Genomic DNA, 13,992 nt, shown 5'->3' with positions numbered 1-13,992 from the left:
TGCCCCCTTTTGGGGGTAGAGGCGCATCTTGGGCGGCCACCCGTCCCGCGGAGGTGTCCGGCGAGCGGACCCTGGCCTTCTGACGCTCCGTCAGTTACGGTGCCCGCCTCCACCAGGCCCGCCCGGCGAAGGGGACACCCGTCATGGCCTTCACAGTGGTCCGGTTCAATCTCGTCGATCCCGACGCCACCCCCGGGACCCTCTCGGCCCGCTACCGCGCGGCGCTGGAGATGGCCGCGTACGCCGACGGGCACGGCATCGACACGGTGCAGACCGAGGAGCACCACGGCGCCGCCAACTCCTGGCTGCCCTCTCCCCTCGTCTTCGCCGGTTCGGTCTTCGGCGCGACCCGGCGGATCGCGGTGACCGTGTCGGCGATCATCGGCCCGCTGCACGATCCGCTGCGGCTGGCCGAGGACATCGCGGTGCTCGACCTGCTCAGCGCGGGCCGGCTGGTCACCGTCGCGGGCATCGGCTACCGGCCCGCCGAGTACGAGCGGGCCGGGGTGGAGTGGGGCCGGCGCGGCAGGCTCCAGGACGAGCTGCTGGAGACGCTGCTGCTGGCGTGGACCGGGGAGCCGTTCCCGTACCGGGGCCGTACGGTCACGGTCACCCCGCGCCCGTACACCCGGCCGCACCCCCTGCTGCTGGTGGGCGGCAGCTCGCGGGCGGCGGCGCGGCGGGCGGCCCGGCTGGGGCTGCCGCTCTTCCCCAGCGCGCATCTGCCGGAGCTGGAGGCCTACTACCACGAGCAGCGCGCGGAGCACGGCACGGAGGGCTTCTGCATGATGCCCGCCGCCACGACGCCGCTGCTGCACGTCTCCGAGGACCCGGAGCGGGCGTGGGCGCTGTACGGCCGGCACTTCCTGCACGAGGCCCGCACCTACTCCTCCTGGCAGTCGAAGGACATCCGCTCGGCGGTGCGCTCGACGGCGACGACGGTGGCGGAACTGCGCGAGGAGGGCGTGTACCGGATCCTCACGCCCGCGCAGTGCGCGGAGCTGGACGCGGACAGCCTGGTGCTGCACCCGCTGTGCGGCGGGATGCCGGTGGAGGAGGGCTGGCGCAGTCTGCGCCTGTTCTGCGGGGCGGTCGGGGGCTGAGCGGCCGGGCGGGCACGGCCCGCCGGGGCGCCCTCAGCCCATCTCCTCCAGCGTCTTGCCCTTGGTCTCCTTCACGAACCTGAGCACGAAGGGGATCGAGAGCGTGGCGAAGCAGGCGTAGATGATGTACGTGCCCGACAGGTTCCAGTCGGCCAGGCTCGGGAAGCTCGCGGTGATCGCCCAGTTGGCGATCCACTGCGCGGACGCGGCGACGCCGAGCGCGGCGGCGCGGATCCGGTTGGGGAACATCTCGCCGAGGAAGACCCAGACCACCACACCCCACGACAGGGCGAAGAAGAGCACGAACACATGGGCCGCGACCAGGGCGACGGCGCCCTGGGCGGTGGGCAGCTTGCCGTCGACGAGCGCGGCGGAGAACGCCCAGGCCTCGAAGGCCAGCGCGATCGCCATCCCGGTCGAGCCGACCAGCGCGAGCGGCCTGCGGCCCACCCGGTCCACCAGCACCATCGCGATCACCGTGCCGATGATGTTGATGATCGAGGTGGTGAACGAGTAGAAGAACGAGTCGGTCGGGTCGATGCCGACGGACTGCCACAGCGTCGCCGAGTAGTAGAACGCCACGTTGATGCCGACGAGCTGCTGGAAGACGGACAGTCCGATACCGACCCAGACGATGGGCAGGAAGCCCCAACGGCTGCCGAGCAGGTCCTTGAAGGTCGACTTGTGCTCCCGGCGCATGGCGGTCTCGATCTCCGCCACCCGGCGGTCGAGGTCGATGTGCTCGCCCTCGACCTCGGCGAGGATCTCCCGGGCCCGCTGCCTCTTGCCGACCGAGATCAGGAAGCGCGGCGACTCGGGGATCGCGAACGACAGCAGCCCGTACAGGAGCGCGGGGAGGACCATCACGCCGAGCATCCACTGCCACGCCTCCAGGCCGCCGATCTTGCCGCGCTGGTCTCCGTCGGCGATCTGGAGGATGCCGTAGTTGACCAGCTGGGAGATGGCGATGCCGATGACGATGGCGGCCTGCTGGAAGGAGCCGAGCCGGCCGCGGTAGGCGGGCGGCGAGACCTCGGCGATGTACGCCGGGCCGATCACGGAGGCCATGCCGATGGCGAAGCCGCCGATGATGCGCCACATCGCCAGGTCCCACAGCGCGAACGGCAGCGCCGAGCCGACGGCGCTGACGGTGAAGAGCACGGAGGAGATCTGCATGCAGCGGATACGGCCGATGCGGTCGGCGATACGTCCCGCGGTGGCGGCGCCGATCGCGCAGCCGATCAGGGCGATGGCGATGACCTGGGCGAGGGTGCCGGAGCCGATGTCGTACCGGTCGCGGATGGCTTCGACGGCGCCGTTGATGACGGAGCTGTCGTAGCCGAAGAGGAAACCGCCCATCGCCGCGGCGGCGGTGATGAAGATGACATGGCCGAGATGGTCCGGATGGGCCTCTCGGGCTCCGGGCACCGGCCCCCGCGATGCGCCGCTCACATGAACTCCCGGTGCCCGGCCGCGTCGTCGGACGTGGGGGGTGGACGCCTCGGACCGACCGGCGCGTGGGGGGCGGCGTCGCGGAACCGGGACCGCGCATCCGCGGCGTTGTCGTCACTCACCATGGTTCCTTTCCCCAAGCTCTCGACCGGGCCCGGCCAGGGGAGAACCCCTGCAGCTGCACGCGCCCGGCCCCGCTCCTTCTCGCACTGCCATGTACCGGTCGGTCCAAGTGGCGCACAGGATCGGGCCCGCCACCACTCGAAGATGAATTCGCCCGCTCGGGAATTGCTGACTCATCCGCCGGAGCCGGGCCTTCTCCGGCGCTCTTTGCCGATGGACCGACGTCTACCCGGGATCGCGGAAATACCGCGTCGAAGCGGTGACGCCCAAGTGAAGGTTCAGCGCAGCCGCTGACTGATGACCTTCGACACTCCGTCACCCTGCATGGAGACCCCGTACAGCGCGTCGGCCACCTCCATCGTCCGTTTCTGGTGCGTGATCACGATCAGCTGGGAACTCTCCTGGAGCTCCTCCATGATCCGGATCAGCCGCTGGAGATTGGTGTCGTCCAGCGCCGCCTCGACCTCGTCCATCACGTAGAAGGGACTGGGTCGGGCCTTGAAGATCGAGACCAGCAGCGCCACGGCCGTCAGGGACCGCTCGCCGCCCGACAGCAGCGAGAGCCGCTTCACCTTCTTGCCGGGCGGGCGGGCCTCGACATCCAGGCCGGTGGTGAGCATGTTGCCGGGATCGGTCAGGATCAGCCGGCCCTCACCGCCGGGGAACAGCCGGGAGAACACCCCCTCGAATTCGCGGGCGGTGTCGTGGTACGCCTCGGTGAACACCTGCTCGACCCGCTCGTCCACCTCCCTGATCACCTGGAGCAGGTCGGCCCGGGTCTTCTTCAGGTCTTCAAGCTGCTCGGACAGGAACTTGTGCCGCTCCTCCAGCGCCGAGAACTCCTCAAGGGCGAGCGGATTCACCTTCCCGAGTTGCTGGTACGCCCGTTCGGCCGCCTTCAGCCGCTTCTCCTGCTCGGCCCTGACGAACGGCCTCGGCAGGTTGCGCGGATGCTCCGGATCCTCCGGCAGCTCCTCGCCCTGGGCCGCCGGGGACGGGGGTACGAGACGGTCGGGGCCGTACTCGGCGGCCAGCCCGGCGGGCTCCACCCCGAGCTCCTCCAGCGCCTTCGTCTCCAACTGCTCCATCCGCAGCCGCTTCTCGGCGCCCAGCACCTCACCGCGGTGGACCGAGTCGGTCAGCCTGTCCAGCTCGCCCTTCAGCTCCCGGCCCCGGTCGCGCCCGGCCGCCAGCTCCCGCTCCCGCCCGGCCTTCGCCGTCTCGGCCGCGGTCCGCTCGTCCTGCGCCCGTACGACGGACACCTCCACGTGCGCGAGCAGCTGGCGGGCCCCCGAGGCGACGGCCGAGGCCACCGCGGCCTCGTGCCGCAGCCTGGCCCGGTGCCGCTCGGCGCGGGCGCGGGCCTCACGTTCGGCGCGGGCGGCGCGGTCCAGGGAGTCGGCGCGCCCGGCGAGGGACTTCACCCGCTCCTCGTGGGTACGGGCCTGGAGACGGGCCTCCATCTCGGTCTGGCGGGCGTTGGCACCGTCGGCGGCGAGCCGGTCCCGTACGGAGGTGTCGGGCTCCTCCTCCACGGGCATCTCCTCGGCCACGAGCAGCCGCTCGGCCAGCTCCCGCGCCTCCTCCGTCGCCCGCTCCAGGGCCTCCTGGGCACGCGCCGCGGAGGCGGCCATCCGCTCCGCCTCGCCCGCCGCGCCCCGGGCCTGTCCGGCGAGCCGCCCCAGCTGCTGGGCCACCCCCGACTTCTCCCGCTCGGCGGCACGCCGCCGCTCCCCCAGCTCCTCCACGAGCAGGGCACCGGCCCGGCGCCGCTCCCCCGCGAGCTGCTGGGCCCCGGCCAGTTCCTCGCACCGTACGGCCAGCTCGGCCAGGGAGGCGGCCGCCTCGTCGACGGACGCCTGCACCTCCAGGAGGCTCGGCGCCCCGGCGGAACCGCCGTGCGCGAAGTGGGCCGACAGCACGTCGCCCTCGGCGGTCACCGCGGTCAGCTCCGGATGCGCGGCGACGAGATCCTCGGCGTCCTCCAGGGTGCTGACGACGACCATGTCCCGCACCAGCCGGTGTACGGCGCCCATCAGTTCGACGGGCCCCCGCACCAGTCCGGCCACGGAGGGGGCCCCTCCGGTCCCCTGGGCACCGGCCGGCGGTTCGCCGCCCGCCCGCGCGTCCCGCGGAGCACCCGGCCGCGTACCGCCACCGCCCAGCAGCAGCGCCGCGCGCCCCGCGTCCTGCTTGCGCAGCAGCCGGATCGCGTCCGCCGCGGTGGCCGGGTCCGTCACCGCCACCGCGTCCGCCGCGGCGCCCAGGGCGGCGGCCACCGCGACCTCGTACCCCGGCACCACCGTGAGCAGTTCCGCGGCCGGGCCGAGCAGGCCGTGCAGCCGGTCGCGGGCGCCGAGCAGCGCGCCGGTGCCGTCCTTGCGGCGCAGGCCCAGGGCCAGCGCCTCGTGCCGGGCCGCGACCGCGGCGCGTTTGCGCTCGGCGGCCGTCGCGGCCTCCCGGGCCGCGCCATGGGCCGACTCCGCCCCGGCGAGCGCGCGCTTGGCGTCCTCGTGCCGCCCGGCCAGCTCCGCGTCGTCCGCGTCCAGACCGTCGACCTCGGCCCTGAGCTGCTCGTACTCCTCCTGGGCCGCGACCGCGCGCTCCTGCGCCTCGTCCCGCGACGCGGCCAGCCGGTCGATCTCCGCCTGCGCCGAACCCGCCCGGCCGCGGGCGGCGTTGACCTGGCCGTGCAGCCGGGCGAGCCCCTCGCGCCGGTCCGCGATGGCCCGTGCCGCGTCCTTGAGCCTGCGTTCCTCGGCCGCCAACTCCCGTTCCAGGTCGGACCGGTGGGCGACGGTGTCCTCCAGGGCGTGCTCGGCGGCCTCCAGCGCGGCCGTCAGCTCCGCCTCCTGCTCGCGGATCCGGGCGGCCTCGCGCTCCATGTCCTCCGGGTCCCGGCCGCGCCGCTCCTCGGCGGGCGCCTCGGTGGCGCTCTTCACCCGGGCGTCGGCCAGCGAGATCGTGCCCCGCACCCGCTCGGCGAGCTGCGACAGTTCGTACCAGGTCTGCTGGGCGCGCTGGAGCCGGGGCGCGAGGCGGCGGACCTCGCCCTCCAGCTCCGCCTCCCGGGCGAGCGCCGCCTTGAGTTCGGCCTCCGCGGCGTCCTTGCGCTTCTTCAGTTCGGCCTCGTCGGCGATCTCGTCGCGCAGGGCGCCGCGCAGGGTGACGAGGTCGTCCGCGAGCAGCCGCAGCCGGGCATCGCGCAGATCGGCCTGGATGACCGCGGCCCGGCGGGCCACCGCCGCCTGTCTGCCGAGCGGCTTCAACTGGCGGCGCAGTTCGTCGGTGAGGTCCTGGACGCGGGCCAGATTGGCCCCCATCGCGTCCAGCTTCCGCAGCGCCTTCTCTTTTCGCTTGCGGTGTTTGAGCACGCCCGCGGCTTCCTCGATGAAGGCGCGGCGGCCCATCGGGTCCGCGTGCAGCACGGAGTCCAGCTGCCCCTGCCCGACGATGACATGCATCTCACGGCCGATACCGGAGTCCGAGAGGAGTTCCTGGATGTCCAGCAGCCGGCAGGTGTCGCCGTTGATCTGGTATTCGCTGCCGCCATTGCGGAACATGATCCGGGTGATCGTGACCTCGGCGTATTCGATGGGAAGCGCGCCGTCGGAATTGTCGATGGTCAGCGACACCTCGGCCCGGCCCAGCGGTGGCCGCCCGGTCGTACCGGCGAAGATCACGTCTTCCATCTTGCCGCCCCGCAGGGATTTGGCTCCCTGTTCACCCATGACCCAGGAGAGCGCGTCCACCACATTGGATTTCCCGGATCCATTGGGGCCGACGACACAGGTGATCCCCGGTTCGAACCGCAGGGTCGTGGCGGAGGCGAACGATTTGAATCCACGCAGGGTCAGAGCCTTGAGGTGCACGCCGCCGGACTCTACCTTTCACTCTCGGTTTCGCTGATGAAGGTGCAGGGCACATCAGACGGTAAGGGAAGGGCTCTACGTCCGGGCAGGCCCGGGGGCGAGTCCAGGGGGAAGTCCGGGGCGGGAAAGCGGACCGGGGGGTCGGGAACGAAATAAGGGACGCCGAGGCGTCCCTGTAAATCTTGCGCAGTCCTGCGTGACGGATCGCTGATGCACCGGAGGACGAGGAGATCCTCGGTCTTCCGGACATGGGCGGAACCGGAGACGATCCCGGATTCCGGGAGGTCCTCGGTGTTCCGGGACGGCGATCCGTGACGAAGACAATCCAGAGTGGTTCTCAGGCGACTGAGCGTGCCTGTGCCCGACCGGCCCGACAGGGCCACCGGTCAGGTCAGCGCAGGCTCCGCCTGGGGTACGTCGATGTCGATGCTGTCGAGCAGCGACTCTTGGTGCTGGGCGGCGGCGTTCAACGCGTCGTTCTCGTCCTGGATCCTTACGAGCTCGGATTCCAGGTCCTGGACGCGCTGCTGGAGCCGTCGCATCTCGGCGAGGAGTCGCGGGTCGGAACCGCCGACGTAACCGAGAAGCGCCTTTGCCATGATGGATGGTCCTCCACACTGAGTGACCGACCGAGAGCGGTGTGGGTCGTGAGGGAATCGCACCCGCGGTGCTCGGCAGTGCCCTGTCAACACTGCGGTTCTGCTGCCAAACAGCTCTGCCAAACAGCTAAGGTGCGCGGGGTTTTCAGCGTCTCACCAAAAAGTTTGACGGTCAACACGATCACACCCCGTTGAGGCGGGTGTCCCGGGGGCGCGCGGCCGGACGATCATGCGGCGCGACTCTCCTGCGGGGCCCCGGGGGGCGTGGAGATCTTCGTTAATGCCGCAGCCTGGCACGACATTCCCTTCTTGGCAACCACAGGCCGCCGCCGGGTCCCTTCGCAGGTCATTTCGGGTGCGGCCCTATTTCCGACTCATCGGTAACCGCTCGGCGCACTCCGGACACGGAGCGGATCCGGAGTCCCCGGCACCGCCATGATCAACGGATCGCGAATCCCTCGTAACCCCCGCGCGGGGTGTCCCAGATCTCAGTGACTCCGTCCACGCGCCCGGGTGTGTCGTCGGAGCGCAGCCAGTCCAGCAGACGGTGGCAATTCTCACGTGGACCCTCGGCGACGACCTGCACCCGGCCGTCGTCGAGATTGAGGGCAAAGCCGGTCAGTCCACCGATCTCCAAAGCGTTTGCCCTGGTGAACCAGCGGAAGCCTACTTGCTGTACTCGGCCGCGTACCCAGACGACGAGTCGTGCATCTTCGCTCATGCGTGAACGCTAACCGGCCCATGGTTCCCGGAGCACTTCGCCCCCGTGACCCATGGCGTACAGTCCGGTCGCAAAGCTTCACTCGATCGGGTGAGCACGGCTGAGAAATGTGACGTCTCAGGGGCGTCCGGAGCATCAGGAAGGCACAGCGCATGGGACGCCACCGACGGTCAGCCGCGGGCTCCGCCGCTGAAGAACCCACGAGCGGGGACGGATTCGGGCACCCGGGTACGCGGCGGAGGAAGCGGACCTCCCTGCCCGTGCGGGCCGGTCTGCTCGGCATATCCGCGGCCGTGGCCATGGGAGCGGTCGCCTTCGCCTCGGGTCTGCTGCCCGGCGGCGACACCCGCACCGTGGGCGGCACGTCCACCGCGGACGAGGTGCGTCCCGGTGGCGCCCCGGACCTGCTGACACAGGGCAGCCGCTCGGCCGATCCGACCGACCGCGCCTCCGCTTCGGCCTCCGCACCCGCCAGCCGGGGCAGCGCACGGCCGGCGGCCCCCTCGAAGTCGGCTTCCGCTTCCGCCTCCGCCACCCCGGAGGAGAAGCCCTCGGCCACCGGCTCGAAGCGGCCCTCGGAGTCGAAGGGCCCCACGGCGGCCCCGAAGAAGAAGTCCGCGAGCCCGTCCGTGAAGGCCCCGTCCGCGAAGGCCCCGGCCGCCCCGAAGACCTCGTCCCCCGCGCCCTCGCGCAAGGCGCCGCCCCCCGCCCCCGCCGGCACCTCCGCCCAGGCCGCCGTCCTCGCCCTGGTGAACCAGGAGCGGGCGAAGGCCGGCTGCTCCCCGGTCACCACCAGCGCGCCGCTGACCGCACTCGCCCAGAACCTCAGCGAGGACATGGCGGCCCGCGGCTTCTTCGACCACACCGACCCCGACGGCGCGACCCCCTGGGACCGCGCCGCCAAGGCCGGCGTGCAGAACCTCGGCGGCGAGAACATCGCCCGCGGGCAGGCCGACGCCGAGGCCGTGATGGAGTCCTGGATGAACAGCGACGGACATCGCGCAAACATTCTCAACTGCGACTACAAGACCCTCGGAGTGGGCATGCACGCCGGCTCCGGCGGCCCCTGGTGGACACAGGACTTCGGCTTCTGACCCCTGCTGAGGCACTCCGGGCCCTCGCGTCCGCAGGCCCTCGCACCCACCGGCCCTCGTGCCGGCCGGACCTCGCACCCATGGCCCGCTTACGCCCGCACAGCGCACCCTCCTGGTGAGCGCTGTGCGGGCGTAAGCTGTCGTGCATGGACAGCCCCGCCTTCGACGTCTTCTCCCGGCAGTGCCCCTCGCGCGGCACGCTGGAGCATGTCACCGGACGCTGGGGCGGCCTGACGCTGGGCGCGCTGTACGAGGGCGGTCTCCGGTTCAACGAGCTGCGGCGCCGGGTCGACGGAGTGAGCGAGAAGATGCTCTCCCAGACCCTTCACGCGCTGGAGCGCGACGGGCTCGTCCACCGCGAGGCACAGCCCACCAACCCGCCCCGGGTGGACTACGAGCTCACCCCGCTCGGCCGTGAGGTGACAGGCCGGCTGATCGGGCTGATCGGGCTCGTGGAGGGCCGGATGGCCGAGGTGCTGGCGGCCCGTACGCGTTACGACGAGGCGCGCGGCGGTCGCTGACAGCGCGGGCAGTAGTAGCTGGAGCGGTTCATCCAGGGGCGGCGGCGCATCGGCGTACCGCAGCGGTGACACGGCTCGCCCTCCCGCCCGTACGCGTCGAGCGACCGGTCGAAGTAGCCGGACTCACCGTTGACGTTCACATAGAGGCTGTCGAAGCTGGTGCCGCCCTGGTCGAGAGCCGCGTTCATCACCTCGCGGGCATGGCCCAGCAGCTCGGCCGACTTGGACCGGGTGAGCGTCGCGGTCGGCCGGTCGAAGTGCAGCCTGGCCCGCCAGAGGGCCTCGTCGGCGTAGATGTTGCCGACGCCGCTGATCAGCGACTGGTCGAGCAGGGCGCGCTTGACCGTCGTACGGCGCAGGCGCAGGGCCGTGTGGAAAGCGGCGTCGTCGAACTCCGGGTCGAGCGGGTCACGGGCGATGTGCGCGATGGTGTCGGGCAGCCCGTCCGGAGTGTTGTCGTGGAGCGAGAGCCCGCCGAAGGTGCGCTGGTCGACGAAGCGCAGTTCGGTGCCGAGCGCGTCGTCGAACCGGATCCTGACCCGCAGGTGCTTCTCGTCCGCGGCGTCCTCGCCCTGCACGAGCAGCTGACCGCTCATACCGAGATGGCCGAGCAGCGAGGAGGACGCGTCGTCCAGCGGCACCCAGAGGTACTTGCCGCGGCGCATCGCCGTACCGAACCGGGCCCCGTGCAGCCGCGCCGCGAAATCCACGCCGCCCGCGAGGTGCCTGCGGACCGCACGTGGGTGGAGGACCTCGACCTCGGTGACGGTGCGGCCGGTGACCCAGCGCTCCAGACCTCGCCGTACGACTTCTACCTCGGGCAGCTCGGGCACGATGGCGCTCCTGGAACGACGTGGTGGTACGGGACGGTGGGGACGGCGAAGGACGCGCGGACCGGCGGCGGGTACCGCGCGGACAGCGAAAACCCCCCGGTGCGCGAGGCACCGAGGGGTTCCCGGTCGGTTCAGGCCGGAGCGGCGTCCGTGTTCGGCGACGGGTCGGCAGGGGTGTCGGCGACCCCTCCGTCGGCTGCGGCCTTCGCCGCGGCCTCCCGCGCTTCCGCGGCGGCGCTGATCTCACGCCAGGCGGATTCCGCCGCCTGCTGCTCCGCTTCCTTCTTGCTACGGCCGGTGCCGGTGCCGTACGAGACACCACCGACGCGAGCAGCAGCAGTGAAGGTCTTCTCGTGGTCCGGGCCGGTCTCCGTGACGAGGTACTCGGGGACTCCGAGGCTCTCGCTCGCGGTGAGTTCCTGGAGACTGGTCTTCCAGTCCAGGCCGGCGCCGAGGTTCGAGGACCTGTCGATCAGCGGGTCGAAGAGCCGGTGAACCAGCTCGGAGGCCGCGCTGAGGCCCTGGTCGAGATAGACCGCGCCGATCACCGCTTCAAGGGTGTCGGCGAGGATGGAAGCCTTGTCCCGGCCCCCCGTGCCCTCTTCACCGCGGCCGAGCCGGATGAAGGAGCCGAGTTCGAGGCCGCGGCCCACTTCCGCAAGTGCACGCGAGTTGACCACCGCGGCCCGCAACTTGGCCAGCTGGCCTTCGGGCAGGTCGGGGTGGGTGCGGTACAGCGTGTCCGTGACCACCAGGCCGAGCACCGAATCCCCGAGGAATTCGAGCCGCTCGTTGGTGGGCAGGCCGCCGTTCTCGTATGCGTACGAACGGTGGGTCAGCGCACGCACCAGAAGGGCGGACTCGAGGTGATACCCGAGCCGCCCTTCCAGAAGCGTGTGGGACGAGGCTGTGTTGACGTTGTCTGCCTGCTTCTTGGCACTGGACAACTCAGACATCGGGCCTCTCACCAGCCGCTCAGACCTCGAGGACCTGGCGCTTGTTGTAGGTGCCGCAGCTCGGGCACGCAATGTGCTGGAGCTTCGGCTCCTGGCAACGCTCGCACGAAACCAGGGTGGGGACCGCAGCCTTCCACTGCGACCGGCGGTGGCGCGTGTTGCTGCGCGACATCTTCCGCTTCGGAACAGCCACGGCTACTTCTCCTGCTTCTCGTCGACGCCAGGTTCGGCGCCGCCCATGTTGTCCTTCTCGCCGTCCTGAACGGTCTCGGCGAGTCCTTGCAGTGCCGCCCAACGGATGTCGACGGCATCGTGGTGGTGTCCGGGATTCTCGTCCAGCCTGATTCCGCATTCGGAACACAGACCGAGGCAGGTCTCCTTGCACACCGGCTGCATGGGCAGTGCGAGCACTACCGCGTCACGCAGCACTGACTCGAGGTCGAACAAGCCGTCCTCAAGGAAGAACACGTCCTCGTCGTCCTCGGCGTCGTCGGCCGGGTCCGCCGCTTTGCCGCGGCCCCGGTCATCGGCGTCAGGGTACGAGAACATCTCCTGGAAGTCCGCTTCGACCTTGACGGTCAGCGGCTCCAGACACCTTACGCACTCCCCCTCGGCCGACGCACGGGCGGTGCCTGTGACAAGCACCCCTTCCATGACCGATTCGAGGCGGATGTCCAGCACCACGGGTGCGCCTTCCGGCACACCGATGACGCCGTCGATACCCAGATCCCTGGGCGCCTCCACCGAGCGGGTCAGCCGCTTGAGGGCACCGGGACGCCGGCCCAGCTCGTGCGTATCGAACACGAGAGGGTTTCGGTGGTCGAGGTGGCCGTTCAGGGCTTTTCCTGCTTTCGCGATCATGTGCGTCGTGCTGCTTCGGGAGGGGCCGGCCCGGTCCGGAGTCGAAACGGGCAGCCGGGATCGCGGATCTACGCGCGACCGAAGAGCCAGGATACTTGACGTACCGCTCAGCACCCAATCCGGGCCGGTCCGCCCCCGGGCCCACCGGCCCGGGACACCACGGTCAGCGGCCCTGTTCGTACCGGCGCAGCTGCTCCAGATCGATCATGCTGGTGTCGAACAGGCTGGTCTCGTCCAGTGCGCTCTCGCCCTGCGGGGCCGGAGCCGGAGGCTGGTCGGGCTGCTGGGGCCAGCCGTAGTCCTGCTGCGGCTGCTGGGCCTGCTGCGGCAGCTGGGCCTGCAGGTGGCCGGGGTCGTAGCCCTGCTGCTGGTAGGCGGCGTACGGGTCGGGCTGCTGCTGGTAGCCGTAGACGTCCGGCTGGAGCGGCTGCTCCTGGTAGGCGTACGTCTGCGCGTACTGCGGCTCGGGCTGCGCCTGGGCCGGGAAGTGCGGCTGCGGGGCCTGCTGCTGCGGGTCCGGGGTGGCGAGCTCGGCCAGACCGGCGAGGTAGTCGGCGTCACTGGTGTGCCCCTGGCTGCCCGCAGCGTCCTGCGCGGCCATGTGCGCACCGAGGTCGTCGCCGGCCACTCGGCCGTGCAACTTCTGCCGGCCCCGGCCGACCGCCTCCAGGGTCTTGGCGAGGACCGCCTCGAAGGCGCCGAGCTTGGTGTCCACGTACTCGTCGGCGCGGCGCTGGAGCGTGGCCGGGTCGGCGCTGCGCTCGGGCGCCTCGGCGAAGTCCGGGTCCTGGTATCCCTGCTCGTCCAGGCCCTGCCCCCGGCCCAGCAGCTTCTCGCGGCCGCGGTCCACGGAGCCGATGGTCTTGGTGAGGACGACCTCGAAGTTGGCGAGCTTGCTGTCGACGTACTCGTCGGCGTCGGCCCGGACCTCGTCGGCCTCCCGGCGGGCCTCGGAGAGGATCCGGTCCGCCTCGCTCCGTGACTGCCGGGCGATCTCGGTCTCGGAGACCAGGTTTCCGCGCTGGGCGTGGGCGGACTCGATGATCCGCCCGGCCTCCTGGCGGGCCTGCTCGACCAGCTGCTCATGGCCGCCGATCAGCTCCGCGGCCTGGGCCAGCGAGCCGGGCAGGGCCTGCCGCACCTCTTCGAGCATCGCGAGCAGTTCGGCGCGGTTGACCACGCACGACGCCGACATGGGCATGGAGCGGGCGCTCCCGACCGCTTCGACGATCTCGTCGAGCTTCTTCTGCACGTCCACCGTGTGCTCGCCACTCTCTACTGCTGTTGGAGCCGGACGGGACGACTGTAAGGCCAGTCGGCTCCCGCCCGACACCTGGTGACGGTCAGTCAGTGACTCACCGCTTGCCCAGGCGCTCTATGAGGGCTTCGTGGACGACCGGCGGCAGCAGGTGGGAGACATCGCCACCCCAGGTCGCGACCTCCTTGACCAAGGACGACGACAGGAAGCTGTAGGTGGGATTGGTCGGCACGAAGAGCGTCTCGACGCCGGAGAGGCCGTTGTTCATCTGGGCCATCTGGAGTTCGTAGTCGAAGTCGCTCACGGCCCGCAGGCCCTTCACGATCGCCGGGATCTCGCGCTGCTTGCAGAAGTCGACCAGCAGACCGTGGAAGGACTCGACCTCGACGTTGCCGAAGTCGGAGGTGACCCGGCGGATCAGATCTATCCGCTCCTCCACCTCGAAGAGTCCTTTCTTGGACTGGTTGATCATCACCGCGACGTGTACGACGTCGTACAGCTTCGAGGCTCGGCCAATGATGTCGAGATGTCCGTTGGTGATGGGGTCGAACGACCCCGGACAGACGGCGCGGCGCAACGTGATTCCCTCGCTCTCCGGT

The 13,992-nt window shown here is 70.8% G+C and carries 13 protein-coding genes; 3 read left to right on the top strand and 10 right to left on the bottom strand.

Annotated features, from left to right (window positions below; all coding sequences use genetic code 11):
* The first annotated feature begins 143 nt into the window (after positions 1 to 143).
* A complete protein-coding gene (locus ABT170_RS04360) occupies positions 144 to 1,103 on the top strand; it encodes an LLM class flavin-dependent oxidoreductase (RefSeq protein WP_351863968.1) in 960 nt (319 codons plus the stop codon).
* A gap of 33 nt (positions 1,104 to 1,136) precedes the next feature.
* Here the strand turns inward: ABT170_RS04360 and ABT170_RS04355 are convergent, their stop codons facing one another.
* From ABT170_RS04355 to ABT170_RS04340, 4 genes are all read right to left on the bottom strand, one after another.
* Positions 1,137 to 2,555: a sugar porter family MFS transporter gene (locus tag ABT170_RS04355; RefSeq protein ID WP_329945286.1), complete on the bottom strand. Its 1,419-nt coding sequence runs from the start codon at positions 2,553 to 2,555 to the stop codon at positions 1,137 to 1,139.
* Positions 2,556 to 2,956: 401 nt separating this feature from the next.
* On the bottom strand, positions 2,957 to 6,550 hold the full coding sequence (gene smc / locus ABT170_RS04350; RefSeq protein ID WP_351863965.1) for a chromosome segregation protein SMC: 3,594 nt from the start codon (positions 6,548 to 6,550) through the stop codon (positions 2,957 to 2,959).
* Positions 6,551 to 6,936: 386 nt separating this feature from the next.
* Entirely contained in the window at positions 6,937 to 7,149 is a 213-nt protein-coding gene (locus ABT170_RS04345) for a hypothetical protein (protein WP_018551753.1), read from the bottom strand.
* 439 nt (positions 7,150 to 7,588) lie between these two features.
* Complete coding sequence (locus ABT170_RS04340) at positions 7,589 to 7,870, bottom strand: acylphosphatase (protein WP_329945284.1); 282 nt, start codon at positions 7,868 to 7,870, stop codon at positions 7,589 to 7,591.
* Positions 7,871 to 8,022: 152 nt separating this feature from the next.
* On the opposite strand from ABT170_RS04340, the gene ABT170_RS04335 reads away from it, so the two are divergent.
* Together ABT170_RS04335 and ABT170_RS04330 are read left to right on the top strand one after the other, a co-directional pair.
* Positions 8,023 to 8,964, top strand: a complete 942-nt coding sequence (locus ABT170_RS04335; RefSeq protein ID WP_351863962.1) for a CAP domain-containing protein — start codon at positions 8,023 to 8,025, stop codon at positions 8,962 to 8,964.
* A 146-nt stretch (positions 8,965 to 9,110) separates the two neighbouring features.
* The gene (locus tag ABT170_RS04330; protein WP_329945282.1) at positions 9,111 to 9,485 is read left to right on the top strand and encodes a winged helix-turn-helix transcriptional regulator; all 375 of its coding nucleotides are present in this window, start codon (positions 9,111 to 9,113) and stop codon (positions 9,483 to 9,485) included.
* Here the strand turns inward: ABT170_RS04330 and mutM are convergent.
* The 6 genes from mutM to coaD all read right to left on the bottom strand — a co-directional run bounded on the left by mutM (position 9,458) and on the right by coaD (position 13,970).
* Positions 9,458 to 10,318, bottom strand: coding sequence for a bifunctional DNA-formamidopyrimidine glycosylase/DNA-(apurinic or apyrimidinic site) lyase (mutM, locus tag ABT170_RS04325; RefSeq protein ID WP_329945281.1), 861 nt, complete (start codon positions 10,316 to 10,318; stop codon positions 9,458 to 9,460). The two genes, ABT170_RS04330 and mutM, sit on opposite strands and share 28 nt — an antisense overlap.
* A 131-nt stretch (positions 10,319 to 10,449) precedes the next feature.
* A complete protein-coding gene (rnc, locus tag ABT170_RS04320; protein ID WP_329945280.1) occupies positions 10,450 to 11,274 on the bottom strand; it encodes a ribonuclease III in 825 nt (274 codons plus the stop codon).
* Between the two features lie 19 nt (positions 11,275 to 11,293).
* On the bottom strand, positions 11,294 to 11,467 hold the full coding sequence (gene rpmF, locus ABT170_RS04315; RefSeq protein WP_003965982.1) for a 50S ribosomal protein L32: 174 nt from the start codon (positions 11,465 to 11,467) through the stop codon (positions 11,294 to 11,296).
* A 2-nt stretch (positions 11,468 to 11,469) separates the two neighbouring features.
* Positions 11,470 to 12,135, bottom strand: a complete 666-nt coding sequence (locus tag ABT170_RS04310) for a YceD family protein (RefSeq protein WP_329945279.1) — start codon at positions 12,133 to 12,135, stop codon at positions 11,470 to 11,472.
* 163 nt (positions 12,136 to 12,298) lie between these two features.
* Positions 12,299 to 13,393, bottom strand: coding sequence for an ATP synthase subunit B family protein (locus tag ABT170_RS04305; protein WP_329945278.1), 1,095 nt, complete (start codon positions 13,391 to 13,393; stop codon positions 12,299 to 12,301).
* Between the two features lie 97 nt (positions 13,394 to 13,490).
* Complete coding sequence (gene coaD, locus ABT170_RS04300) at positions 13,491 to 13,970, bottom strand: pantetheine-phosphate adenylyltransferase (protein WP_329945384.1); 480 nt, start codon at positions 13,968 to 13,970, stop codon at positions 13,491 to 13,493.
* Between the last annotated feature and the right edge of the window lie 22 nt (positions 13,971 to 13,992).

It is taken from the genome of Streptomyces sp. NPDC001787, assembly GCF_040297465.1.
Taxonomy (GTDB): Bacteria; Actinomycetota; Actinomycetes; order Streptomycetales; family Streptomycetaceae; genus Streptomyces.
Note: the sequence above shows the minus strand (reverse complement) of the source record. Positions and strands in the feature narration are given on the sequence as shown.